The 24,989-nt window shown below is 43.5% G+C and carries 29 protein-coding genes; 1 reads left to right on the top strand and 28 read right to left on the bottom strand.

Annotated features, from left to right (window positions below; genetic code table 11):
* Position 1 precedes the first annotated feature (1 nt).
* The 22 genes from trpC to BV11031_RS06565 all read right to left on the bottom strand — a co-directional run bounded on the left by trpC (position 2) and on the right by BV11031_RS06565 (position 19,207).
* Positions 2 to 754, bottom strand: coding sequence for an indole-3-glycerol phosphate synthase TrpC (gene trpC / locus BV11031_RS06670; RefSeq protein WP_010330516.1), 753 nt, complete (start codon positions 752 to 754; stop codon positions 2 to 4).
* Positions 747 to 1,763, bottom strand: a complete 1,017-nt coding sequence (gene trpD / locus BV11031_RS06665; protein ID WP_010330515.1) for an anthranilate phosphoribosyltransferase — start codon at positions 1,761 to 1,763, stop codon at positions 747 to 749. The genes trpC and trpD overlap by 8 nt, the downstream gene beginning before the upstream one ends.
* Positions 1,735 to 3,282 carry an anthranilate synthase component I gene (gene trpE / locus BV11031_RS06660; RefSeq protein WP_010330514.1) on the bottom strand — a complete coding sequence of 516 codons (1,548 nt, stop codon included), beginning with the start codon at positions 3,280 to 3,282 and terminating at the stop codon, positions 1,735 to 1,737. Before trpE ends, trpD begins: the two co-directional genes overlap by 29 nt.
* A 213-nt stretch (positions 3,283 to 3,495) precedes the next feature.
* Positions 3,496 to 3,879 (bottom strand): chorismate mutase, encoded by a 384-nt coding sequence (aroH, locus tag BV11031_RS06655; RefSeq protein WP_010330513.1) that lies wholly within the window; start codon positions 3,877 to 3,879, stop codon positions 3,496 to 3,498.
* Entirely contained in the window at positions 3,876 to 4,964 is a 1,089-nt protein-coding gene (gene aroB / locus BV11031_RS06650; protein ID WP_010330512.1) for a 3-dehydroquinate synthase, read from the bottom strand. Before aroB ends, aroH begins: the two co-directional genes overlap by 4 nt.
* On the bottom strand, positions 4,964 to 6,136 hold the full coding sequence (gene aroC / locus BV11031_RS06645) for a chorismate synthase (protein ID WP_010330511.1): 1,173 nt from the start codon (positions 6,134 to 6,136) through the stop codon (positions 4,964 to 4,966). The genes aroB and aroC overlap by 1 nt, the downstream gene beginning before the upstream one ends.
* Positions 6,137 to 6,210: 74 nt before the next feature.
* Positions 6,211 to 6,981 carry a protein-glutamate O-methyltransferase gene (locus tag BV11031_RS06640; protein WP_010330510.1) on the bottom strand — a complete coding sequence of 257 codons (771 nt, stop codon included), beginning with the start codon at positions 6,979 to 6,981 and terminating at the stop codon, positions 6,211 to 6,213.
* 234 nt (positions 6,982 to 7,215) lie between these two features.
* Positions 7,216 to 7,665, bottom strand: a complete 450-nt coding sequence (ndk, locus tag BV11031_RS06635) for a nucleoside-diphosphate kinase (RefSeq protein WP_082246375.1) — start codon at positions 7,663 to 7,665, stop codon at positions 7,216 to 7,218.
* A gap of 110 nt (positions 7,666 to 7,775) precedes the next feature.
* A complete protein-coding gene (hepT, locus tag BV11031_RS06630) occupies positions 7,776 to 8,738 on the bottom strand; it encodes a heptaprenyl diphosphate synthase component II (RefSeq protein ID WP_010330508.1) in 963 nt (320 codons plus the stop codon).
* A gap of 25 nt (positions 8,739 to 8,763) precedes the next feature.
* Positions 8,764 to 9,465 carry a demethylmenaquinone methyltransferase gene (menG, locus tag BV11031_RS06625; RefSeq protein ID WP_010330507.1) on the bottom strand — a complete coding sequence of 234 codons (702 nt, stop codon included), beginning with the start codon at positions 9,463 to 9,465 and terminating at the stop codon, positions 8,764 to 8,766.
* A gap of 6 nt (positions 9,466 to 9,471) precedes the next feature.
* On the bottom strand, positions 9,472 to 10,224 hold the full coding sequence (hepS, locus tag BV11031_RS06620) for a heptaprenyl diphosphate synthase component 1 (RefSeq protein ID WP_010330506.1): 753 nt from the start codon (positions 10,222 to 10,224) through the stop codon (positions 9,472 to 9,474).
* 163 nt (positions 10,225 to 10,387) lie between these two features.
* Positions 10,388 to 10,615: a trp RNA-binding attenuation protein MtrB gene (gene mtrB / locus BV11031_RS06615; protein ID WP_010330505.1), complete on the bottom strand. Its 228-nt coding sequence runs from the start codon at positions 10,613 to 10,615 to the stop codon at positions 10,388 to 10,390.
* A gap of 21 nt (positions 10,616 to 10,636) precedes the next feature.
* Positions 10,637 to 11,209: a GTP cyclohydrolase I FolE gene (gene folE / locus BV11031_RS06610; protein WP_010330504.1), complete on the bottom strand. Its 573-nt coding sequence runs from the start codon at positions 11,207 to 11,209 to the stop codon at positions 10,637 to 10,639.
* Between the two features lie 187 nt (positions 11,210 to 11,396).
* Entirely contained in the window at positions 11,397 to 11,675 is a 279-nt protein-coding gene (hbs, locus tag BV11031_RS06605; RefSeq protein ID WP_003153447.1) for a non-specific DNA-binding protein Hbs, read from the bottom strand.
* A 373-nt stretch (positions 11,676 to 12,048) separates the two neighbouring features.
* Positions 12,049 to 13,527, bottom strand: a complete 1,479-nt coding sequence (gene spoIVA / locus BV11031_RS06600; RefSeq protein ID WP_010330503.1) for a stage IV sporulation protein A — start codon at positions 13,525 to 13,527, stop codon at positions 12,049 to 12,051.
* Positions 13,528 to 13,709: 182 nt separating this feature from the next.
* Entirely contained in the window at positions 13,710 to 14,444 is a 735-nt protein-coding gene (locus BV11031_RS06595; RefSeq protein WP_010330502.1) for a YphF family lipoprotein, read from the bottom strand.
* A 21-nt stretch (positions 14,445 to 14,465) separates the two neighbouring features.
* Positions 14,466 to 14,669 (bottom strand): DUF2768 domain-containing protein, encoded by a 204-nt coding sequence (locus BV11031_RS06590; RefSeq protein WP_010330501.1) that lies wholly within the window; start codon positions 14,667 to 14,669, stop codon positions 14,466 to 14,468.
* Positions 14,670 to 15,007: 338 nt separating this feature from the next.
* On the bottom strand, positions 15,008 to 16,045 hold the full coding sequence (locus BV11031_RS06585) for an NAD(P)H-dependent glycerol-3-phosphate dehydrogenase (RefSeq protein ID WP_010330500.1): 1,038 nt from the start codon (positions 16,043 to 16,045) through the stop codon (positions 15,008 to 15,010).
* Positions 16,046 to 16,062: 17 nt separating this feature from the next.
* Positions 16,063 to 17,373, bottom strand: coding sequence for a ribosome biogenesis GTPase Der (gene der / locus BV11031_RS06580; RefSeq protein WP_010330499.1), 1,311 nt, complete (start codon positions 17,371 to 17,373; stop codon positions 16,063 to 16,065).
* Positions 17,374 to 17,526: 153 nt separating this feature from the next.
* A complete protein-coding gene (locus BV11031_RS06575) occupies positions 17,527 to 17,721 on the bottom strand; it encodes a capping complex subunit for YIEGIA (protein ID WP_010330498.1) in 195 nt (64 codons plus the stop codon).
* A complete protein-coding gene (locus tag BV11031_RS06570; protein ID WP_121642802.1) occupies positions 17,718 to 18,611 on the bottom strand; it encodes a YIEGIA family protein in 894 nt (297 codons plus the stop codon). Before BV11031_RS06570 ends, BV11031_RS06575 begins: the two co-directional genes overlap by 4 nt.
* Positions 18,608 to 19,207: a YphA family membrane protein gene (locus tag BV11031_RS06565; RefSeq protein ID WP_010330497.1), complete on the bottom strand. Its 600-nt coding sequence runs from the start codon at positions 19,205 to 19,207 to the stop codon at positions 18,608 to 18,610. The genes BV11031_RS06570 and BV11031_RS06565 overlap by 4 nt, the downstream gene beginning before the upstream one ends.
* A gap of 77 nt (positions 19,208 to 19,284) precedes the next feature.
* Here BV11031_RS06565 and BV11031_RS06560 point away from each other — a divergent pair, with 77 nt between their 5' ends.
* Positions 19,285 to 19,416, top strand: coding sequence for a YpzI family protein (locus tag BV11031_RS06560; RefSeq protein WP_010330496.1), 132 nt, complete (start codon positions 19,285 to 19,287; stop codon positions 19,414 to 19,416).
* A gap of 42 nt (positions 19,417 to 19,458) precedes the next feature.
* Here BV11031_RS06560 and fni read toward each other — a convergent pair whose 3' ends face one another.
* From fni to ypeB, 6 genes are all read right to left on the bottom strand, one after another.
* Entirely contained in the window at positions 19,459 to 20,508 is a 1,050-nt protein-coding gene (gene fni / locus BV11031_RS06555) for a type 2 isopentenyl-diphosphate Delta-isomerase (RefSeq protein ID WP_010330495.1), read from the bottom strand.
* A gap of 12 nt (positions 20,509 to 20,520) precedes the next feature.
* Entirely contained in the window at positions 20,521 to 21,669 is a 1,149-nt protein-coding gene (gene rpsA, locus BV11031_RS06550) for a 30S ribosomal protein S1 (RefSeq protein WP_010330494.1), read from the bottom strand.
* Positions 21,670 to 21,901: 232 nt separating this feature from the next.
* Entirely contained in the window at positions 21,902 to 22,579 is a 678-nt protein-coding gene (gene cmk, locus BV11031_RS06545; RefSeq protein ID WP_010330493.1) for a (d)CMP kinase, read from the bottom strand.
* Between the two features lie 79 nt (positions 22,580 to 22,658).
* The gene (locus tag BV11031_RS06540) at positions 22,659 to 22,835 is read right to left on the bottom strand and encodes a YpfB family protein (protein ID WP_010330492.1); all 177 of its coding nucleotides are present in this window, start codon (positions 22,833 to 22,835) and stop codon (positions 22,659 to 22,661) included.
* A 44-nt stretch (positions 22,836 to 22,879) separates the two neighbouring features.
* Positions 22,880 to 23,533 (bottom strand): cyclic di-GMP receptor DgrA, encoded by a 654-nt coding sequence (locus BV11031_RS06535; RefSeq protein ID WP_010330491.1) that lies wholly within the window; start codon positions 23,531 to 23,533, stop codon positions 22,880 to 22,882.
* A 94-nt stretch (positions 23,534 to 23,627) separates the two neighbouring features.
* Complete coding sequence (gene ypeB / locus BV11031_RS06530; RefSeq protein WP_010330490.1) at positions 23,628 to 24,980, bottom strand: germination protein YpeB; 1,353 nt, start codon at positions 24,978 to 24,980, stop codon at positions 23,628 to 23,630.
* Between the last annotated feature and the right edge of the window lie 9 nt (positions 24,981 to 24,989).

Below are 24,989 nucleotides of genomic sequence, written 5' to 3'. Positions count from 1 at the left end.
CTCACTCCCCAAACAAATCATAGATTGCTTTTTGCTGTGATGTTTGTCTCATCAATGATTCACCGATCAGCACAGATCGCGCCCCATGTTCTTTGACAAAAGTTAAGTGTTCTAAAGTACCGATCCCGCTTTCGCTGACAAGCAGTGATTCTTTCGGAACAAGAGATGCGATTTGTTCTGTCTGTTGTATAGAGGTTTCAAATGTTTTTAGGTTTCGATTATTGATGCCAAGAATATCAGGTGTGAACACTTTCAATATATGTTCAAGCGTTTGTGCATCATGAACCTCCACTAACACGTCCAACTGCTTTTCACCTGCTTCCAGATACAGTTCATGAAGTTGGAAAGGGTCAAGCACCTCACCGATTAATAATATGGCATCCGCTCCGATTCTTCTTGATTCCTCCACTTGCAAAGAATCAATAATAAAATCTTTCCTCAGTACAGGAATCGAAACAGCGTGCTTTACGTCTGATAAATAGCTGTTTTTCCCTTGAAAAAACGGGGTGTCAGTTAAAACGGAAAGCGCATCTGCTTTCGCAGTTTCATAGTCTTTTGCAATCTGCTCTGGGACAAAATCCTTTTTAATAAGCCCTTTTGACGGCGATGCTTTCTTCACTTCGGCAATCAGCCCGATAAAACGGTTCGGGCGTTCCAGCGCCTCTTTAAATGAACGTTTTTCGAAACACTGCTCTTCCGGCAGGATCAGTGTTTTTACTTCTTCTTTCTTTTGTTTGATGATGTTTTCAAGCATAGATCTCTTCCTCTTTCTGCTTTAGTCGTTCGAGCTGCGCGGCTGCGCCTCCGCTTGTAATCGTCTCTAACGCGAGCTCGGTTCCTTCCTTCAATGAGTCGGTGATCCCCGCCGTGTATATCGCAGCGCCTGCATTAAAAGCAGTAATAGATAAAGCGGAACTGCTGCTTTTATTTTCAAAAATATTCTGAATGAGAGAGGCGCTCTCTTTCGGTGACTGCACCTGTAACTCTTCAAGTCTGCCATTTGCGAAACCGAAATTTTCGGGTGAAACGGTGTATTCCCGGCGTTCCCCGTCCTTTAATTCAATCACGTCGGTGGGTGCTGTAATGGAAAGCTCATCTAAACCGTCATGGCCGGATACAAACAGGACGTGCTCCGGCTGAAACGGCTCGAGCGCGCTTGCCATTAGCGCCGCTTTTTCTGTGGAATAAACACCGATCACTTGACGTTTCGCCTGTAAAGGATTGCTGAGCGGTCCGAGCAGATTAAATACCGTTCTAAAACCTAGTTCTTTTCTTGTACCGGCTACATGTTTCATAGACGAATGATAAAGCGGCGCAAAGAGAAATCCCATATTGTTTGTTTCAATACTGTTTTTTACCTTTTCGGGAGTGGTTTGAATTGAAACCCCTAACTCCTCTAATACATCAGCGCTCCCGCTTTTAGAAGAGACAGAGCGATTGCCGTGCTTTGCGATTTTCGCCCCGGCTGCTGAGGCAACAATTGCTGATGCCGTTGAGATATTAAAAGTGGAAACACCATCTCCCCCGGTTCCGCATGTATCAACCACATCAGGAAGTCCATCGACTTTAAGAGCGCGCGCCCGCATCGCCTTCATAAAACCCGTAAGCTCTGCTGGCGTTTCTCCCCGATGGGCAAGAAGACACAATATACCGCCCATTTCAGAAGGAGCCATTTCCGCGGTGATCATCATAGTCATCAGCGCTTCAGCCTCATCGGCAGTAAGTGTTTTTCCGTCAACGCACAATTGTAGAAATTTGTTCATCGGCTTTATCCTCCTTGCTATGGAACATGTCTTCTGCAATATGAATTGTTTTCAGCAGCGCCCCCGCTTTATTGCAGCTTTCTTCATATTCGGTTTCCGGAACAGAATCCGCAACAATGCCAGCTCCTGCCTGTATTGATGCAACACCGTTCTTTACACTCATCGTGCGAATCGTAATACACGAGTCGATATTCCCGTCAAATCCGATGTAAGCGATACAGCCGCCGTATGTCTCCCTCGGTGTTGGCTCAAGCTCTTGCAAAAGCTGCATGGCACGGATTTTTGGAGCGCCTGTTAACGTTCCCGCCGGGAAAGCGGACATCAGTGCATCGACAGGATGAACCCCTTTTTTCAATCGGCCTGTAACCACTGAGATGATGTGCATAACATGCGAAAAAGAGACGATTTTGGTGAACTCCGGCACAGAAACAGATCCATATTCCGCTACTCTGCCGACATCGTTCCGGGCAAGATCAACGAGCATGTAGTGCTCCGCTTTTTCTTTTTCATCCTTCATCAGCTCAACTTTGAGGTTTTCATCTTCCTCTTTGTCAGCGCCTCTTTTTCTCGTCCCGGCAATCGGATGGATTTCCAAGTGCCCGTCCTGAACGTGGATTAACCGTTCTGGAGAACTGCCCACTATTTCTCTGTCCTGGAGTTTCATATAATACATATACGGAGAAGGATTGACGATCCTAAGCACTCGGTATAACTCAAAGGCCTCCGCTTTTATCGGAACCTCAAACTTTTGTGACAAAACGCCTTGAAAAATATCGCCCGCTTTTATATATTCTTTGATTTTCTCTACATCAGCCATAAAAGCCGATTTTTCATAATTAGAAGACACGGTTTCAAAGCTGGGTGTCTGATATGATTCAGCAGATAGAAACAACTCTTTTATATGTTTTTGATTCATCATTTTTTCAATGAGATCTTGAAGCTCCTGATGATGTTGATGAAACACATCGATTTTTTCGTTTTCTGTTTCTTGCCCGTTGAGTCTCGCATATTGGATAAAGTGGACATTTTTGGTTTCATGATCATACGCAATTATGGTCTGGCAAACAAACAGCATACACTTTTCCATTCCAGTTTCTTTTGCATGCGGAGAAACAGAAGGCTCAATCAGCGGGATCATATCATAGCTTAAGTATCCGACAGCTCCGCCTACAAAAGGAATACCCAGATCCGGCGTTTTGATTTTGTACGTGGCATTCATCCAGTTCAGCACTTTTTTTAGTTCATTTCCTGTGTAGAGAGATCTGCCGTCCTGATCAACAGCTGTAAAACGGTTTTGCTCTTCTTTCAGCGTAAGAAATGGATTCAGGCCGATAAATGAATATCTTGACCAACTGGATGTATCATCTTTGCTTTCAAGAAGATATGTAATCTCCCTGTCGAGCTTCTCTATCATTTGAATGGGTGTCAGCGTATCGACTGTGAAGGTCTCCACAATCGGTATCGTGTGGCAGGACAAGCTGTCCTCTAAAAATGCAGAAATGTTTGATTGGAAATTCATTACTCTCACTCCTTTTGGCAAGGAGAATGAGAAGATGGCATGAGGGGATAAAACGATATAACAAATAAACCCAAAAGAAAGGCTTCTTTTGGGTAGAATAAACATACATGTCTCAGCTCAACTAGACTCATTCTCTGCTACCCTATTCTCTAACTCAACTCATTTCATCGCTTTATACACACTGTTGTGTATTTCTAAGCTGTTCCTATCGTATTACAATTCAGTATTTTTTGTCAATGATAAATCGGGTCTTAATACAACGGCTTTTTCTAAATATACATGTCTGATCTGATCCTGAGGAACATCTGTCTGGACGGTCATCATGACTCTTATGCACTTTTTCAGACCGCCGGTTACATCCATTTCCTGCATACATGTCACCGGCACATACTGCCAGCCTGAAAGCTCGCGAACAGCTTTTGCCGGAAAAACGGAGTGCAAATCAGGTGTCGCCGATAGAAGCATTTGAACAACATCTTCAGGCTTTGTTTCGTTTTCTTCTATCATTTTTTCCAACAGCTGTTTTGTTTTTTGTAAAATGTCTTCATCAGTATCCCGTTCAACTGTAGTTGCTCCGCGAATTCCGCGAATCATCATGATGTCTCCTCCAATCGCCATTTGTTCAGCCAGCTCTCAAGTTCATGTTTGGAAAATGTGTGGTCAGCAACTTTTCCTAATTCGTTGAGCACGATAAACTGAATCATCCCGCCGCGGGTTTTCTTATCATTCATCATACGTTCTAAGAGAACCGATGTTTCCGCCTCTTTTTTGATTCGAGTTGGATACCCCAAGCCTTTTAGCCAGCTGACCAAACGGTTTCTGTCCATTTTACAGCCCGCTGTCTTTTCGCTTATATATAAAGCAAACTGCATCCCGAGTGCTACGGCATCACCGTGTGTGATCTGCCCGTATCCATATTCAGCCTCAACGGCATGGCCGAGTGTATGTCCGAAGTTTAAGTAGGCTCTGATTCCCTCTTCTTTTTCATCCTGCTGAACGACAGACGCTTTAATTGAAATGCCTTTAAAAATCATCTCATTCAGCTGGCTACTTGTGATATCGTGCAGTGAATGGATATGCAGCAGTTCATCCAGAAACGCTTTGTCATAAATAAAAGCGTGCTTGATCACTTCAGCCATTCCGGACCGAAGCTCCTTTTCGGACAGAGAACGAAGGAAGTCTGTATCGTAGAGCACGGCTTTGGGCTGATAAAATGCACCGATTAGATTTTTTCCGAGCGGATGATTCACGGCCACTTTTCCTCCGACGGCGCTGTCGTGCGCCAAAAGTGTCGTAGGCATTTGAATGAAATCAATGCCGCGCATAAAAGTGGCAGCCACAAAACCGGCAAGATCCCCTACAACACCGCCACCGAATGCGATGATGCATGAGGAGCGATCCATATGAAAACGAATCGCTTCACTCTGCAGTTTTGTGTACATGTCCATAGATTTCGCCTGCTCTCCGCTCGGCACCGTCACTTTTTTCACAGGCCATTTTTCTTCAAGCAAATGAAGCATTTCATCACCATACAGGCGATCCACCTCTTCATCTGTGACAAGCATGATCCGTGTTAAAGGCCTTTTTAAAGAGGTTAATAGTTTACAAGCCTCTTTTCTGATCCCTTGTCCGATAAAAACAGGATACGACGAGGCATCGGTTTGAACATGCAGTGTTTTCATTAAAATTCCCTCGACAGCTTTCTCATATTTTCCACATTTTCTCTAATGCGGTCGATTTGATCGAAGCCAAATTGTTCAACGACTGCGTTCGCAATTTCCCATGCGACAGCAGCTTCAGCTACTACACTTGCCGCAGGCACTGCACAGCTGTCTGAACGTTCAATGCTGGCAGAAAACGGTTCTTTTGTTTCAATATCCACGCTTTTCAGCGGTTTATACAGAGTCGGAATCGGCTTCATGACCCCGCGGACAACAATCGGCATTCCTGTTGTCATGCCGCCTTCCAGTCCTCCGAGTCTGTTTGTAGCGCGAGTATATCCCTTTTCCTCGTCCCACATGATCTCGTCATGGACTTCGCTTCCATTTCTGCCGGCCGCTTCAAAGCCGATACCGAATTCAACACCTTTAAATGCGTTAATTGACAGTACAGCAGCAGCAAGTTTGCTGTCCAGCTTGCGATCATAATGGACGTAGCTGCCCACGCCTACCGGCATTCCCTCGACAACGACTTCTACAATTCCGCCGATGGAATCGCCGTTTGCTTTCGCTTCGTCAATGGCAGCCATCATTTTTTTGCCCGCTTCTTCATCGTAGCATCTGACCGGAGATTCCTCCGTGACACGCTGCAGGTCATCAATTGACGTATATTCTGTTTTCTCGGCTTTAACTGCGCCGATTTGCAATACGTGGCCCGCCACCTTAATGCCCAGCTCAGAAAGAATCTTTTTAGCGACAGCTCCTGCCGCCACTCTGACAGTTGTTTCCCTTGCTGAAGAGCGCTCCAGTACATTTCTCATATCACGATGATTATATTTAATCGCACCGTTTAAGTCAGCATGCCCCGGTCTCGGTCTGGAAATTTGCCGCTTCATTTCCTTTTCCTCTTCCTCTGTAATCGGAGCCGCACCCATGATTTTCGTCCAGTGTTTCCAATCGTTATTTTCTACTACGAGAGCAATTGGTGAACCGAGTGTGCGGGCATGGCGAACCCCGCTCATAATTTTTGCCTGGTCTTTTTCAATCTGCATGCGGCGGCCGCGGCCGTGGCCTTTTTGGCGTCTGGCAAGCTCAAAATTGATATCTTCCTCCGTTATGTAAAGCCCGGCAGGCACACCTTCAATAATGGTTGTCAGTTGGGGGCCGTGTGATTCTCCGGCTGTTAAATATCTCATGACTTCTTCTCCCTTCATCGCATTAACGCTTTTAAGTAAAACTACTATAACATATTTTTCAGCAAAAAGGCAGTCTATCTTTTTTGATAAAAGAATGTATCGGCTGAAGTCAGGCCGAATTTCTCAGGATTGAAGATTTGTTCGGTGCTTCCGACAAAGAGAACCCCATTCCTTTTCAAGCTCTGTGCCATTTTTAAATAAAGCCCTTCCTTTGCGCTTTCTGTAAAATAAATCAATACATTGCGGCATACGATTAAGTCAAAGTCTTGTTCATAACGGTCCGCAAGCAGATTGTGCTTTTTAAAGGTAATATTTTTTTTGATTTCTGGTTTTACTTCATAACTTCTGTTTGCATGCTGAGTAAAATAACGATCTTTCACAGAAGACGGCACTTCCTGTAAAGACCGCTCCTGATAGACGCCTTTTTTCGCCTTATCCAATGCTTTTTCATCAATATCAGTCGCCAATATCTGAAAGCCGGAAAGGCCTTTTTGCTGATTCAACAGCATGGCAAGCGTATAAGGTTCCTCACCCGTTGAGCAGGCGGCACTCCATATCTTTAAAGGCTTAGAGCTCTTGATTAACGGCAGAATAGCAGTCTCTAGCACTTCCCATCTTTTATAATTACGATAAAATTCTGAAACATTAATTGTCATTCTGTCCAGTGTTTCAGTTAAAAGAGCCTGATCCTTTTCCAAGGCCGCCGCAAAATCCTTAAAGCTTTGAAACCCCTTTTTCTCGTAAAGCGACGTCAGCCTTCTCTTCATTTGTGCTTCTTTATATAATGTCAAATCGACTCCTGTTAATTGTTTCCACTTTGTGATAAATACGCTGTATGTGTCCATCTCTACTCTCCCAGTCTCGCTGTCTTTTTGTCCTAGTATAGCTTGTTTTCTCAGGAAATTGTATGGTTTCAATAAAAAAATCAGCTTTTCAGCTGATTTTAAATCGTAGGGAAAGGCAGGAGTATGATAAACGCTGCCAGTTCACCCTTTATTCACTTAATGTAAACCTTTACAAAAAAACCGAAAACCGGCGGGATTACAGCGTGCCGGCCCTGTTGTATGTTTTCATCATAATTAATAGATCCAGCCTGCCATGAGCTGTTGATATGATACTAATTCTTCATTCTTAAAGAAAATATTAATCTCGCGTTCAGCGCTTTCGAGAGAATCAGAGCCGTGGATGATGTTTTTTCCGACAAACATGCCATAGTCTCCACGAATCGTACCAGGTAAAGCTTCTTTTGGATTAGTCTTTCCGATCAGCTGTCTTGTCACTTCAATGACATTTTCGCCTTCCCAAACCATTGCGAATACAGGTCCTGAAGTAATAAACTCAACGAGCTCTCCGAAGAAAGGCTTACCTTGATGTTCGGCGTAGTGTTGCTCAGCCATTTGTTCAGTCACTCTCATTAGCTTGGCTCCAGATAATTGTAAACCCTTGCGTTCGAACCTGGATAAAATATCACCAATGAGCTGGCGTTGCACACCGTCTGGTTTCACCATGATAAAAGTCTTTTCCATCACATTCTCCACCCCATCATTATGTATAGGCTTTCACACTGCACACCGAAATCGTAACATCTTTCTGACAATTAATCAATCCGGGGCGGAGAAATTTCTTAATATCTACAAAATTAGAATTTTCTTTTGCCGATATATTTTGCAATAGCCGCAAGAGATGAGCGTGCGCGCCCTCTCGGAAGCGTGTTTAATTTTTGGAACGCTTTTTGCAGATACATTTCGCTTACTGCCATAGATGCTTCAATTGCATCTGTTTTTTTTATTTCTTCAATGATCGGTTCAAGCTGTTCCTGTGTTGTCTCACTGTTAATCAATTTAAGCTGATTTTTCAACGCTGGATTTTTCAAGGCATACAGCACTGGCAATGTGACATTTCCTTGAAGCAAATCTCCTCCAACAGGTTTGCCCAGCTCTTCTTCCGATGAAGTAAAATCAAGAATATCGTCAATGATTTGATATGACATGCCGACGTAATACCCAAACCAGTACAGCGCCTTATGAATCTTTTCATCAGCGCCGGACGCAATGGCACCGAGCTGGCAGCTGACCGCGATCAGAAGCGCCGTTTTTCTTTTGATGCGGCGGAGATATGTTCTGAGATTCTGTTCCATATTGTATTTGTCTTTGATCTGCTCAATTTCCCCGAGACAAACTTCAACAATCGTCTGTGACAAAATCCTATGGGCTTTCGGTTCGTTGATTCTTGTCATCATTTCAAGAGAACCCGCAAGCATATAATCACCTGTGTACATTGCAATACGATTGTCCCATTTTGCTTTGATTGTCGGCTTCCCTCTGCGAAGCTCCGCATCGTCAATGACATCGTCATGAACCAAAGATGCCATGTGAATCATTTCCAAAGTGACGGCGACATATTTTATCCTATTGATATCATAATCGCCAAACATGCCGGAAAGCAGCACGAAAACAGGGCGAATACGTTTCCCTCCCGCCTGCAGCAGATGAAGACCCGCCTCGCTTAAAAGCGGGTAATCGGAACGTACGGTTTGTTCAAGTTCTCTTTCGATTACATCAATATCGTCATTTAAAAAAGAGTAGGCCATTTTAAATTTCATATCATTCACCCAAACATCTATGTTTTCATTTCCATCCGATATGCGTGGCAGCGACTCCGCCAGTAAACGAATGATATTTGACATTTTTTAAGCCCGCCTCTTCAAACAGGCCTGCCAGTTCTTTCATACCAGGGAATTCTCTGGCTGATTCTTGAAGCCAAGAATATTCTTTGTAGCTCTTTGCAAACAATTTCCCGAAAAACGGCATCATATACTTAAAGTACATAAAGTAAGCCTGTCTGAATCCGAACGTTTCCGGCTGGGACGTTTCCAGACATACCACCTGGCCGCCCGGCTTCACCACACGTCTCATCTCTTTCAGGACGGTCAAGTAATCGGGAACATTGCGCAGTCCGAAGCCAATGGTGACATAGTCAAATGTATCATCATCAAAAGGAAGCTCCATCGCATTTCCGTGCAGCAGTTCGATTTGGCTGAATCCGCCTTCTTTTACTTTCTGCTGGCCGACACTCAGCATATTTTCACTGAAATCCAAGCCCTTGATCTCACCGCTTTTACCAGCTGCTTTTGCAAGAGCAATCGTCCAGTCAGCCGTTCCGCAGCAGACATCAAGTGCATTGGCGCCTTCTTTTACATTCATGATGCGCATCGTTTTATCGCGCCATTTTTTATGCTGCTGAAAACTGATGACAGAGTTCATTTGGTCGTAGTTTTTATATATTTTTTCAAATACCCCGTGTACGCGCTGTTCTTTCGAGTCCTGCATAATGGTCTACCCTTCTTCCACTTTCTGATAGGTTTGATCCTGGCTGATCGTCTTCAGACGGTTTAATAAAATATGCTGAATAGATGAATTTAGAGGCAAAAGTGACTCAATGCTGTTTTTCGCTTTTTCAAAACAATCTTCTAATATCTCTTCTTTTGTTTTTCCCAGCTGTATAAAACTGCCGATCACATCCAGAAAAGAATCATTTCCGTTCATAAGCCGCTTAAATACAAAAAAATCACTCGACAGCTTTTTCCAGCGCGGAAGGTTAAAGTGTTCCGCCACCCGATGGAATAAAGCTGATTCAACAATGCCGACACTTTCGAAAAAATCATGTTCATCCTTGAAAGAACGGTCATATAGCCGAATTTTATGTTCATTGATTTCTTTGATAGCTGTAGCAAGCGTCCGAATCATGTAGATGTCCTTCATTTCAGATAGTAAAGAGTAGTACAGCCCGCTGAAATAATCACCTGCGAGAACAGTCAATTGGCGGTTTTTGTTTTCATCTCGTTTTATGACTCTGGCTGTTGTCACTTCATCATGGGTATCAAGGGCGCTTTGTACAAGCATCGCTGTTACAATATAATTTTCTCTGTCATTGTTTTTTATGTCGGCTTCCTCAAATAAAGCATGAAAAAGAAGAAGCTTATCCTCATCAATTTTTGGCGCAGAAATATGCTTCGCTAAATAAGGATGAGACAGCTTTTGTTTTAATGTCGTGTTCAGATTGGCTAAAGTTCCGTAGATGTCTTGCAAAAATATCACCCTTGTCCCCAAATTCACATTTATTTCTTAATCTATGTATGAGTTTTATCTTTTCATTCACTTACGCAGGTATTATTATAGCATAAAAAAAAGAAATTGGCTGTATCCTCCCGCTGTTTGCGAGCATTTGCTTTTAACAGCGGGGACAGCCAGCTTATTTTTTTTCGCTTTTCATTTCTCCGTATGCGGTTTGAATGAGTGCCTCTCCTCTGACTTTAATGGCTGAAGTATGCTCTGTAAACTGAGCGATGATCACTTCTCCCTTGTCGAGTTTTTCTGAATGGTGAAACTTTGTATCGGTTCCTCTTGTCAGGCCGATCACGTTCACTCCGTCTTCAACCGCTTTAATGATGACATAATCACTTGAATGCTTTTCGTTCATTTATAGCACCCTCTATCTTTATTAGTCCTGGCGTTTAATATGCTCCAATACTTCGGCACGGGCAGCTGCGTCATCTTTAAAAATGCCTCTGACCGCTGAAGTGACAGTTTTTGCACCTGGTTTTCTTACACCGCGCATCGTCATGCACATGTGTTCTGCTTCCACCACTACCATTACGCCATACGGGTCAAGCGTTTCTTCGATGCTTTCCGCAATTGTAGAAGTGATGCGCTCCTGAAGCTGAGGACGCTTTGCAACGGCTTCGACGGCACGCGCCAATTTACTGAGCCCTGTGACTTTTCCGCCTCGCGGTATATATGCAACGTGTGCTTTTCCATAAAAGGGAACAAGGTGATGCTCACACATAGAATGAAACGCGATATCTTTTACAAGAACAAGCTCCTCATGGTTTTCACCGAAGATAGTCTGGAAATGTTCTTTTGGATCTTCATTTAAGCCGGAGAATACTTCGGCGTACATCTTTGCGACTCGTTTCGGAGTATCAAGAAGCCCTTCTCTATTCGGGTCTTCTCCGATCGCTTCTAAAATTTGACGAACAGCTTGTTCGATTTGCTCTTTATTAACTTCTTTCATGTTCTATGTCCTCCACCAATGAATACATTTAATTTCGATTCTAGCACACATGCCCCGCTAAAAGCAAAGTGAATGCCCTGTCAGGAAGCCCATGCCCTTGAAATATGAAAAGCCCCTTGGAAAGGGGCTTTTCTGTGAAGAAATAAAGTGTATGTAAGCTAGATGCATACACGATCTATATTCACGATTATTTTCCGGCAACTGCGTCTTTAAGCGCTTTACCTGGTTTGAAAGCAGGTACTTTGCTTGCTGGAATTTCGATTTCTTCACCTGTTTGAGGGTTGCGTCCTTTACGTGCAGAACGTTCACGCACCTCAAAGTTACCAAAACCGATCAGTTGGATTTTATCACCGTTTTTAAGTGCATCTAAGATCGTATCAAAAACAGAGTCAACTGCTTTTGTAGCGTCTTTTTTAGACAATTCGCTTGCTTCTGCAACCGCATTGATAAGTTCTGTTTTGTTCATGCCTTTCACCTCCTCCCAAAAGGAATTCATTCAGTTCGTTTATTATCATTTCTTCACAGTTCAGTCTGATTCTAAACCTGACTCAGAAAAAAATCAGAGCAGGCAAGAGAAAGACAATTAAACGGCTTTTTAAGAAAAACTGCACTCTGAGGAATGTTTGTCCAACAAAGTGAAGAATTTCTGTATGTAGAGTAACACATATAAAAAGCCATATCAAGCATTTTAAAGCGTCAATCCCTTGCTCGTCAAGGATTTAACGTGATTTACCGAACAAATATTCCTTTTTTTCCTTTTTTCATCCTATTCCTTGATCCTTTTCCATTATTAAGAGCATAGAAAAAAGACCTCTATTCTATAAAGAGGTCTTCCGGTATTACAGGATGATGGCGATTAAACCGCCAGAGCCTTCGTTTATAATTCTTTCTAACGTTTCTTTTAATTTGTATCGTGCGTTTTCAGGCATTAATGACAGCTTGGCCTGAATCCCTTCTCTCACAATTGAGCTCAGTGACCTTCCGAAGATATCGGAATTCCAGATGGAGAGCGGGTCATCCTCAAAGTCCTGCATTAAATAGCGCACAAGCTCTTCACTTTGTTTTTCCGTTCCGATAATTGGCGCGAATTCGCTTTCGACGTCTACTTTGATCATATGGATCGATGGCGCGACAGCCTTCAGCCTCACACCGAATCGTGAGCCCTGCCGTATAATTTCCGGCTCATCGAGACTCATATCAGTTAAGGCAGGCGCTGCAATGCCGTATCCAGTCTGTTTGACCATTTTTAAAGCATCGGACACTTGATCATATTCTGTTTTTGCATGGGCAAAGTCTTGCATGAGTTCAAGCAGATGGTCTCTGCCTCTGATTTCAACACCCACCACTTCTTTCAGGATTTGGTCATATAAGTGGTCCGGCGCGTACAAATCGATTTCTGCCACCCCTTGGCCCAGCTCAATTCCTGCCAGCCCTGCACTTTCAATGAATTCAAACTCGCTGAATTGGCCGACAACCCGGTCTACATCCCGGAGCCGCTTAATATCCTTAACAGTTTCCTTCACGGATTCCTGATAGCTTTCACGCAGCCAATGGTTTTCTTTCAGCACCATTACCCAGCTTGGGAGATTGACATTTACTTCAAGCACCGGAAACTCATAGAGGGCCTCTCTGAGCACGCTCAGTACATCTGACTCCCGCATGCTTTCCACGCTCATTGCCAATACCGGAATATCATATTTTTCGCTTAAATCCTGACGCATGGCTTCTGTTTCCGGATGATACGGCCTCACTGAGTTGATGACCATAATAAAGGGTTTCCCAACCTCTTTCAGCTCTTCAATGACTCTTTCTTCAGCCTCTATATAGTCACTTCTGGCGATATCTCCAATGGTGCCGTCTGTCGTAATGACAACTCCGATGGTCGAATGTTCTTGAATGACTTTTCGTGTGCCAATTTCGGCAGCCTCATGAAATGGGATCGGTTCTTCGTACCAAGGCGTGTTAATCATCCGCGGCCCGTTTTCATCTTCATACCCTTTGGCGCCGGGTACTGTGTAGCCAACACAATCTACTAATCTTATATTGACATCGAGTCCGTCTGACACGTGAACAGACATCGCCTGATTTGGAACAAATTTAGGCTCTGTAGTCATAATCGTTTTGCCGGCCGCGCTCTGCGGCAGCTCATCCTGCGCGCGGGCCCGGTCTGCTTCGTTACTGATATTCGGGAGCACCACAAGCTCCATAAATTTTTTGATGAACGTGGATTTACCTGTACGGACAGCACCTACGACTCCTAAGTATATATCGCCTCCTGTTCGTTCAGCGATATCCTTGAAAATATCGACCTTTTCCAAGTGATCCCCTCCCGGACTTCCTATCCTTATCAATTTTATTAAGCTCTTTCATTCAAACACAGGACACTATATGTGTATGACGTTGTCCTATTTCAATATGACATCTTTAGAAAATTTCCCATCCTCAATCTATTAAAGTTTAAAAAAACCTTTCTCCCTATTTCTATGCAAGGGAGAAAGGTTCATTCCTTTTTCATGTCATTTTCTAAAAAAACAGGTTCCTGTTTGTCATTTACCGTATATTTCACAGAAAATGCGGGGACGAAGGGGGTTTCTTGCCAAATGATATCCTGGATTTCAGATCCGGGTTGAAACGTTTTTTTGCTATTTTTGAGCCAAGAAGCCAGCTCAGCCCGGTAATCGGCATATATTTCTCCGTCTCCGTCAATCATAAGAGGCAGGGAATTTCCTGAGATTGGGCTTGTCACTGTAAGAGAACTTCCAACCCCCAGCTTCTTCTCATCGAGTGTAAATAAATCACGTGACAGCACATCCTGATAAGGCGGGTATTGATGCTCCTGCCGGTACATTTGCACACGCAATTTCACTTCACGGATTTTTTCAGCCATTTTCAGATCAATCAATTTAACAGTCGGATCGTTCTCTACGTCAACAAGCACGTATTGATAGTCTCCTCCGCTTTCATATGCCGTGCTTGGGGGTTCAGCCATATACCTTGGCGCTAAACGGTTAAAGTCTATCGGATATTTTTGATACAGCGGTGTCGACATATCTTTGGTTTGAATGGGGAGCAGCCCTCCATTTGCCTTTTGAAATTGATCAACAGCAGACTGGACCTGCTTTAACTGATCCCGATAAGGAATGGCATGTACACTGCTTTTCCGCTCATTTGGATATAAACAGCCTGATAACAACACGACGGCCGCAAAAATCATAGCGCACTTCAGTTTACCCATACAGCACTTCCTTTTACAGCTTTATTCATTGACAGGACCGCTGAACACCACGACAAGCACAATCATTCCTGATATGAGCACACACATGAAAGCAAACGATGAAACCACAATCTTCAGAAAACGGTTCCGAAGTCTAAACCGGCTTAAATAGATGGACGCTACAGCCAGAAACATCAGACCCATGGACCCAAGTGCAAACCACATTTTCATCAATGCCAGACTCAATGACCTGCGCCTCCCTAATATGTATGATGTAAGCGTTATATTTCATTTTAATATACAGCGCCGGGAGAGATCAACCAGATTTTCCATCCTTTGATAGAACAAAAAAAACTGAAGCAAAGAGGGGGACCTTCGCTTCAGTCAAATTGACTATATTCACCTGAACGTTTATGAAACACTCTCTTGGACTTCGATGCTATAGTATGCGACGTGGCATACAGATGCATCCTCTATTGCCTAAATCAGCAAAATGTTTCAGGAGATCCCAAGACTTGGGTGTTCTACTGTTTTTCGGGCTTTCGTTCAATTAAGATATGCGGCTGACAATACGATTGACACTTTTACTTCGCTTGATTTTCAAACGTATTGACCAGATCCTCCATCTCGTGGGTTTTCCCTCTCGCCATTAAAGACTCGACAGCAGATTCCACTTTTTGGCCGTTAAATAGAACTTGATGGAGTGCTTCTGTAATTGGCATCTTCACATCATATTTCTCCGAAAGCTGGTAAGCCGCTTTTGTCGTGCGGACGCCTTCGACTACCATCCCCATCTCTTCAAGAACGTCTTTGAGCTTGTACCCTTTTCCAAGCAAATTCCCGGCACGCCAGTTTCTGGAATGCACACTTGTACACGTCACAATCAGATCGCCCACTCCTGTCAATCCAGAAAACGTCAGAGGATTCCCGCCCATTTTCTTTCCGAGTCTCGCGATTTCGGCAAGGCCGCGTGTAATCAAGGCAGCTTTGGCATTATCGCCATACCCTAAACCGTCTGTAATTCCTGCGGCAAGCGCAATGATATTTTTTAAAGCTCCGCCGATCTCAACACCAATAATGTCAGGGTTTGTGTACACCCGGAAATTGTGATTAATAAATAAATCCTGCACCTCTTCTGCTGCCCGCATACTCTTTGAAGAAGAAGTAACGGTCGTCGGATGGCGCAGCCCCACTTCTTCCGCATGACTCGGTCCGGAAAGGACAACAATATCTTTTCTGACATCGCCAGGAATCTCTTCTTCCATAATCTCAGAAATGCGCAGGAGCGAATCAGGCTCTATTCCCTTGCTGACATGAACAAAAACTGCTTTTTTCGCAATAAAAGGCACAGCCTGTCCCAGCACTTCTCGAATCGCTTTTGTCGGAACCGCAACAATAATGAAATCCGCGTCCGAAACAGCTTTCTTGATGTCCGTTGTTGCCTTTATTGATTCCGGCAGTTTGACGTTCGGCAAATAATCCTTATTTTCATGCTGCTCATTGATTTGATCAATCAGATCTGCACGGTGCGCCCACATGGTTACATCGTGATGATTATCGGCTAGCACTAAAGCCAGTGCCGTTCCCCAGCTCCCCGCTCCGAGCATCGTGACTCTTTTCATATTTGCTTCACACCTTTTTATTTTCTAGCTCTTGCAAATATTTTGATTGGTGTCCCTTCAAAATCGAAGGCATCTCTGATTCGGTTTTCTAAAAAGCGTTCGTACGAAAAATGCATTAACTCCGGATCGTTTACAAACACAACGAAACTCGGCGGTTTTACCGACACTTGCGTCGCATAATAAATCTTTAAACGAGAACCGTTGTGAGTCGGTGTCGGGTTCATTGCCACAGCATCCATGATGACATCATTTAAGACATTCGTTTGAACGCGCAGTGAATGGTTTTCACTCGCTTTGATAATCGCAGGCATCAGTGTATGAATCCGTTTTTTCGTTAAGGCTGACATGAATAGGATTGGCGCATAACTCAGAAATTGAAAATGGTCACGGATATTTTCTTCGAATTCTTTCATCGTGCTTTCATCTTTGTCGACAGCGTCCCATTTGTTTACGACGATTACGACAGCTTTGCCCGCTTCGTGTGCGTAACCGGCGATGCGCTTATCCTGTTCAATAATACCTTCTTCGCCATCCAGCACAACCGCAACGACTTCTGAGCGGTCGATTGCTTTCAGCGCCCGCAGCACACTGTACTTTTCAGTCGTTTCATATACTTTCCCTTTTTTTCGCATACCGGCAGTATCGACAATGACAAACTCCTGCTGGTTGTACGTAAATGACGTATCAACAGCATCTCGTGTCGTTCCTGCCACGTTGCTCACAATGACGCGTTCCTCGCCGAGCATCGCGTTCACAAGTGACGATTTTCCGACGTTCGGGCGTCCGATCAGGCAGAATTGAACCACTTCTTCATCATATTTGGTCTCTGGAATGTTTTTGAAATGTTCTGCCGCTGCATCCAGCAAATCACCCAGTCCGAGTCCGTGTGTTCCCGAAATAGGGTACGGCTCACCAAAGCCAAGCGAATAAAAATCATAAATATTCGCTCTCATTTCTGTGTTATCCAGTTTATTGACTGCCAAAACAACTGGCTTTTTCGTGCGGTACAAAATTTTCGCAACTTCTTCATCGGCAGCAGTCACGCCTTCACGTCCGTTCACCATAAAAATGATCACGTCCGCTTCATCCATGGCGATTTCAGCCTGCTGGCGAATTTGCGCTAAGAACGGCTCATCACCGATATCAATACCGCCAGTATCAATCAAATTAAAATCATAATTCAGCCACTCAGCCGAGCTGTATATCCGATCCCTTGTCACACCAGGGGTATCTTCTACTATTGAAATTCTTTCTCCTGCAATCCGATTAAAGATTGTGGATTTTCCTACATTTGGTCTCCCGACAATGGCTACGACAGGTTTACCCATAGTACCCTTCCTTTCGATCCAGCCGCTTTCATTTTTACATAAATTTTCAACCGGTTATTAAAATCATTTCATTCACTTTTATGAAAAGAAACCCTTCAGAGGAAGGGCTTAACTCATTTATTATATCAGTTTTTACTCGGATCACAACTATTCTTAAAAATGTTTCACGATCAAATACACGTCATCTCCAATTTTATGCGCGATTCCATCAAGGATCGCCTCTAGATTTGTAGCGAAAAGCTCCATCTCCTTTCGGTCATTGCAAAAAAAGACAGGAGCTCCCCCTGCAGCCCGATTGCGGTTTGTCGTGATCACAGACAAAATCATTTTCGTGAGAGATTCGCTCATTCTATCACCTTATCCTGGTTCTTGATAAATTCCGTCGGCATTCTGATCGCATTTTCTAAAGTCGGGACATTGCTGATAATCTGAACAGCTGTGTCAGGGTGGTTTATTTGCGGCAGAACAAAGACCGCCACTCTCCCGTCATTCAGGTCGCGTTTTGCAATTGGAGTCAAAGACGGTTCACCCGAGTCCCGATAAACCCCGAGCACATTGGAAACATCAAATAAAATGGCCTGGCGTTGCCCTAAGTTGGCAATCGTCGCTGCTGAATTAAAGTTTTTTGGCGTTAAAATAAATCCCATGCCGTGCTTTAAAATCAGCTCTTGTTTTTCGGGAAGCCCAATATTCATCATATAAATATTATCAACAAACAGTCCCGGACCGTCAAAGTGCGGCTTTATGTACTCGATCGTTACGATATCTTTCAACACACTGCCCGACATAAATTTCATTGCCAGCAGGAAACAAACAACAGCCGCTATGATAGCACCCCAAATGGAAAAAAACACATATGCGGAGGTTGTCAAAAGAGCTGTAAAGATCACGATATAATTTCTGCTTTCAAACGCAATGGCAATGCCCTCAATATATGTGCTTCCTCTTGAGACAAGCTCATATGAATCCATTTGCGTCAGCGTGTTCCGCTCCATGTTTCGGACATCTCTAAATTGGGTCGCTGCCAGCGTTAAAAATGTGATGGCCGTAAATTCCTCCTGCAAAAGCGCCGGCAAAACAATTGCCCCTAAACCAGCCGCTATCAGCCCTAGTGCAATGTGAATCACTTTCCCATGAACATAGGTCGGATACTGACGGTAATCCGTTTTAAGCATATAAAGCCTTGTCGCGACTCCGGCAATGACCCCTGCAATAATCGGATAGATGTAATCACTCATGACATTTTGGTAGCTCCTTTGTTTGATCTTTTGCTTTTTTGACCAATCTGGCTTGCGAGCTGCTCGTATTTGGCTATGCCAAACAGTAATATTACGCCTCCGGAACACGCATTCAGCCATTGAAATCCGCCGACAGCGAAAGCCATGGCCAACTTCTGAATCAAGAATGAATAGACCAGTTCGCCTTGACACATCCCTAGGATAAATAAAGCAAGCTGCTTCTGGAAATCCCTTTCAACCGAAGCTGTCAAAAGCACTAGTAAAATTACAGCAACCCACTCAGGTTTTATGATGAACCAAACCGGATCATATAATGCAAAAAGATACACAAACGCATACCCGGCAACAAGCGTCAGATAGACCATGATATAGCGGAAACGGTACATGCCCAAATACCCTGCATAGACACTCCCGCAGACGAAAAACATCATATAAGCAGCATTCAGGGAAAAATATAACGTGATGTCATGTATGCTTAGGATCATATTAGTCAAAATAAAGACAGAGACGGCAAACCGTCTTTTCGTCTTAGCAAAAATAAAGGTTGTCAGGATCCACAAAAACCACATTGACCAATAGTAATAAAATTGTTCCATTTCTCTTCCTCCATACTCCCAGTATGGAGCCCAAGCGCTTTTTTTAAACAATCCATCTTACATGAAGGAGCATGACCATGGGAAAAGACAGACAAGAAAAAATACTGAAAGCTTCTGGCAGAGTCGAATCAGACCGCGACCAGTCCATTCACTATGACGGAGCAACAAGCCTTGAACAAAACGGAAAATTTAAAAAGCGAAAATCATAACACAAAGAGCCCAAAACTTATAAGGTTTTGGGCTCTTATCATTTATCTCACACTATAGCCGGATGGGTCAATCCCTCTCTCTGTGAGCCAGTGATGGGTTTCACCTTTGATCACAAGAGGCGCCTTTTGCAAATCTAAAATCGTTCTGGCGCCCAGCACGGTCATAATCATTTTTAATTCGTCAAGGACCAGCTGAATCTCTTCAAGCAATCCTTCCTCTCCGCTTTCAGTCAGCGCTTTCAAAAAGTGCCCTGCCATTCCGGTGCTAGAGGCCCCAAGCGCTATTGCCTTTGCTACATCAAGAGCATCCTGCAGGCCTCCGGACGCAATCAGTGCGCTTGCGGGAAACGCAGAGCGGATTTCCGCCAAACTTGCGGCTGTCGAAATGCCCCACGAGTTAAAAAAAGAGATTTGACGCTTTCTTCGGAGATTTTCAATTTCCGAGAAATTGGTGCCCCCGTAACCGCCGGTGTCAACAGCTGCAGCACCCGCTTCATACAGCTTCCCTGCTGATTCCTTGCTCATACCGAAGCCGACTTCTTTTACAATGACTGGCACACTGATCTGGCTGCAAATTTGTCCAATACGGTCAAGAGTGCCGATGAAGTTTCTGTCTCCTTCAGGCATCACAATTTCCTGAATCACATTCAAGTGAATCTGCAGCGCGTCTGCTTCAATCATGTCAACTGCTTCCCTTGCCTGATCAGCTGTCGCCTCGCTTCCCAGGTTGGCAAAAATCAGTCCGTTGGGGTTTTCCTTTCGAACGATTTCATAAGAAAAACGCTCTGAGGGATCTTTTAACGCAGACATTTGCGATCCAACAGCAAGAGGCACTCCAGCCTGACGAGCTGCTCGCGCAAGCGATTTATTAATTTCATATGTAAGTTGTCCGCCGCCGCCAGTCATTGCATTGATAAAAATCGGCGAACTGCTAGAAAGTTCGCCGATTTTCGTGGAAATATCTACTTGTTCTAATGCAAGATCGGGCAGACTGGCATGAACAAACGTAATATCATCAAGACCTGTGTCCCGCTTTTGTCCGGTGGACAGGGCATGATTGATGTGTTGTCTTTTCCGTTCTGCTCGAGTCACGTTTATCACCAATTATTTTAGTTTATTCAGCTTATCTCCGATCAGATCTCCAAGCTGGAAGCCAGTGCTTGTTTCTTCCTTCGCCTGATATTGACGGTAATCTTCCTGATCGGCTTTAGGCGCTTCTTCAAGTTCACGCATACTTAATGAAATGCGCTCCTCATTTTCATTCACATCAAGAACCTTCACTTTTACAGTCTGTCCTTCTTCAAGGACTTCATGCGGCGTGCCGATGTGTTTATTGGAAATTTGAGAAATATGAACGAGACCTTCAACACCCGGAAGGATTTCAACAAAGGCACCGAAGCTAACAAGACGCTGCACAGTTCCTTCGAGCACATCGCCTGATTTCACTTTCTCGCCGATTTGGCTCCACGGTCCAGGCAGTGTATCTTTGATAGATAAAGAAATACGTTCATTATCACGGTCAACCGATAATACTTTCACTTTTACATCCTGTCCTTCTTCAACAACGTCAGACGGCTTTTCCACATGGGAGTGGGAAAGCTGTGAAATGTGTACAAGTCCGTCGATACCGCCGATATCAACAAACGCGCCAAAATCAGTCAGGCGTTGCACTTTGCCATCAAGTACACTTCCAACTTCGAGAGACTGAAGAAGTTCTTGTTTTTTATTTGATTGTTCACTTTCAACAACGGCACGGTGTGAAAGGATCACGCGGTTTTTATCACGGTCAAGCTCTACAACGAGCAGTGACAGTGTTTTTCCTTTATAATCAGTAAAATCCTCAACGAAATGCGCTTCAACAAGTGATGCCGGAATAAAACCGCGAACGCCGATATCAACAACAAGGCCGCCTTTCACGACATCTTTTACTTCAGCTTCAAACACTTCTTTTGTTTCAAATTTTTTCACAAGGTCTTCCCAAGCGCGGTCGGCATCAACAGCACGTTTAGATAAAATCAAAGCATCGTCTTCCACTTTTGTTACTTTCAGGTCAAGCTCGTCGTCTACTTTTACAACATCCGATGCTTTCTCTACATGAAGACTTGATAATTCACTGATTGGAATAATGCCGGACTGTTTGACATTGATAATTTCAACATCCACATGCTTATCCTCTACCTTTGTCACAATCCCTTTAACTACCTCTCCAACCTCTGGCACTTGAACATCAATTTGATTCATTTCCTCTGTCATTTGAATAACCTCCTTGGTCCAAACCTACACAGCTTAATTAAAACGGTTTGAAAGCTGAACATATAACATGTCCGCTTTTAGCCGAATATGTATTAAAGAATCATCCAAAAAAGTTTTTTGAATGATCAATAAAAAGTTTTATTAGTATTAACTTCTAATAAAAGAACAGGTTTGTCAAGCAATAACATTCTTTCTTCGTTGAAAAAATCAAAAAAAGTGGCATTCGCCATCATCAGGGGCGGGACTTTTGCTCCGCTGCCTTAAGGATTTTATCAGCTACCTCTTGAATGGAAAGAGATGTCGTGTCGATTTCAAGCGCGTCTTCTGCTTTGCGCAGTGGAGATACTTCGCGCTCTGAATCAAGCTTGTCTCTTCTTGCAATTTCCTCAATCAATGTTTCATAGTTGACATCGTAGCCTTTTTTCACGTTTTCTTCATAACGGCGTTTCGCTCTCTCTTCAACAGAAGCCAGAAGAAAGATTTTTACTTCGGCATTCGGCAGCACATGAGTCCCAATATCTCGTCCATCCATGACAACGCCGCCTTTTTCTCCAAGCTGCTGCTGGCGCTTCACCATTTCTTCCCTGACGCTTCTGTGTTTAGCTGCTATAGAAACTTGGTTGCTGACTTCGTCTGTTCGGATCGCATCAGTTACATCGGTGCCGTTAACAAGCACTTTTTGCCCTTCTTCTGTTGTCACCAGTTCAATGTTTGTCCGCTTTAGCAGCTCTGCGAGTTTTTCTTCATTTGCCAGGTCAATGTTTTCTTGTAAAGCCGTGTACGTTATCGCCCGATACATCGCTCCTGTATCAATATATATGTACGATTTTTTCTCTGCCACAATTTTGGCAACGGTGCTTTTCCCCGCAGCTGCCGGGCCGTCAATCGCAATCGATAATTTCTTTTCCATAATTCCCTCTCCTTGCTCTTTTCTCCTCTATGGATTGTATCATGAACTTTATGAAAAAGGGTGGAAAATTGATGAATAATTACTGTTTGAAGGTTTCAACCCTTTTGTTCTCCTCCATTTTATCCACCCCTTCATATTGAATCACTTTTGATACATAAGGCTCAATATGCTCATAGTGAAAAAGGAACTGAACACCAAGTAAAATGATAACCTGTATGAATAATAATTTGATCAGCAGCCGTTCAAATGTTTTCATCGGAGCACCTCCATCACAAATAGTATGGAAGTGTTTGCCGCTGTTTATTCCATCCGTGCCTTTCTTCTCTTATTTAACTGGCGCCGGATGCAATATTGAAGCAGGAACTGCTGGTCACTCGCTGAGATTCCATTATATTCAAGGGTGATTTTATGTTTCCCTGATTTCGGATCATCAAAGACTCGTCTGACAATGGCATCTGTTTCTATTTGACGCGTGTTTTCATCTTCAGAAAGACTGATAATCAAGCGCAGTGATTCCCCGGATTGGAAGGAACGGCCATCAGCCAAAATTAACGCGATGCCGCCTGCGCTGATATTATAGGAAAGTGTGCTGAACTCTTCCTCATCCGCCGGCTGAATTTGCACATCCAATACCGCATCAGTTCTCACATACTGGCGGCGCTGAATCCGTTTCATTTTTTCACGGGGAGGCACTTCAAGACAGATCATTTGAAGTTTGTCCTTCACTTTACCTTTTATACGGCTTGTAAAGCGGTAAGGAACTTCATCTTTGCCCACAAACTCTACCGTTACCTCCATATCATTATGCAAAATCACCGTTCGCCCTGTAACGACATCGACAGGGTACGCGATCAAAAGTTCATTGTTGTCGATGCTTACAGCTTTGCTCTTCGCTTTTTTCAATTCGTTTTCTTCTATATATTCTAATTGTACATTTTCCCCAATTTCTATCATTGGCTTCACTCTTTCGTTATTCAATATGCTCACATTTTTATTAAAGCACGTAATGAAAAAAAGGAAAAGACATTTAGTCCTTTCCTCCTGTTTTTTATAGGTCTTTATATATAGGTTCGGCATTTTTTAGTTTTTCAACCTTTTCTTCCGAACCGTCACTGGCATTTATATACATTCTGAATGTGTCATTTTCAATCGTTCCGAGCATTTCATAGCATAACACTTCTTGGCCCGTTTCATTTGTAATTAAAGCAAGCCTCGTTTCTCTTACTTGTACATTTTTATTTAATTTTGATTTTGCTTCTGCTTCAGTAATGGCCGGCTTAGGTATATTTCTTTTTCTATGGGATGTTAGGAAGTCTCTTGCTGAAAAGCCGACTACCTCACCGTCATCCAAAGCCACTTTCATACGAATGGCTTCCGGGTACATCCGGATTTTATTTTCAACAGGAACATATGAAAATACGCCGATTTTATCATATTGGGCACTTTCATCAATTTCCAAGTTATCTGTTTCATAGCCATTTTTCTTTAAAAAGGCGAGCGCTCGGTTCGACCCATCATTCAAACTGAATTTCTGGTCTTTCACTTTTCTGTTTTGGATCAAATAGACCGGATGCCCGCCCTTTCTCGTAATATCCATATAAATCGCTGCTTTATGGTCTGGGTCTTTCATGCTTACGCTATATACATCGCGATTTGTTTTTTTTCCGCTCTTTGCCACTTTAATTGAATAATTGTCATCCGGGGCAAAGCGCTCAGCAATTTGCTTTGCTTCCTGTTCGGAAATTTGTTTTCCCTTCAGATGGCTGAAACCCTTCTCTTCTTTTTTGGTGCTAGTGAAACTCGGGCCAAGGTCAGTGCCAGTGGAGAATGCACCAACGTTTTTTTCGACGGTTTTAAAGCTGTTGATAATCGTATTATCGCTTTGTTTTTCGTCAGAAGCCAGTGCCATTTCCACATCCATCCAGCGAAGGTTTTTGCTCATGACAAGGTGCTGAACATGACGCAATTCATTTTGAATATCCTCGGATTGCTGATATAACTTATTTAGTGATGTATACTCTTTTTTATCCAGCGGTTTTTGCTCCAAATCTCTAACTGACGTCTTATAACTGAAATCGCCGATCTTTGATAGTAACTCTTCTGTCTTGTTAAACGGCATTAATGTAAGCGGCAGCTGACTGACACTGTTATGGGCTTCAGATGTAATCCTCCACACATCTATCAATGCAGGTGACAGGGATTTTTGGCTGTTCATGGCGAGTGTTGTTCCGATTTTATCATGAAGCTGATCCATCTGATAGGTAAGTTCATGAAACGCCCGCTGATAGTTATTTTCAGCATGAAGAAGAACTGCGTCTTTTTCCTGGTGCTCTTTGTAACCCCAGTAGCTTGTACCGACTATCGCAATACCGAGCAACGCGATTAAAATACCTCTGATCATTTATCACAC

It is taken from the genome of Bacillus vallismortis (assembly GCF_004116955.1).
Classification (GTDB): Bacteria; Bacillota; Bacilli; order Bacillales; family Bacillaceae; genus Bacillus; species Bacillus vallismortis.
The sequence above is the reverse complement of the archived record's forward strand: the minus strand, read 5'-3'. Positions and strand labels throughout refer to the sequence as shown.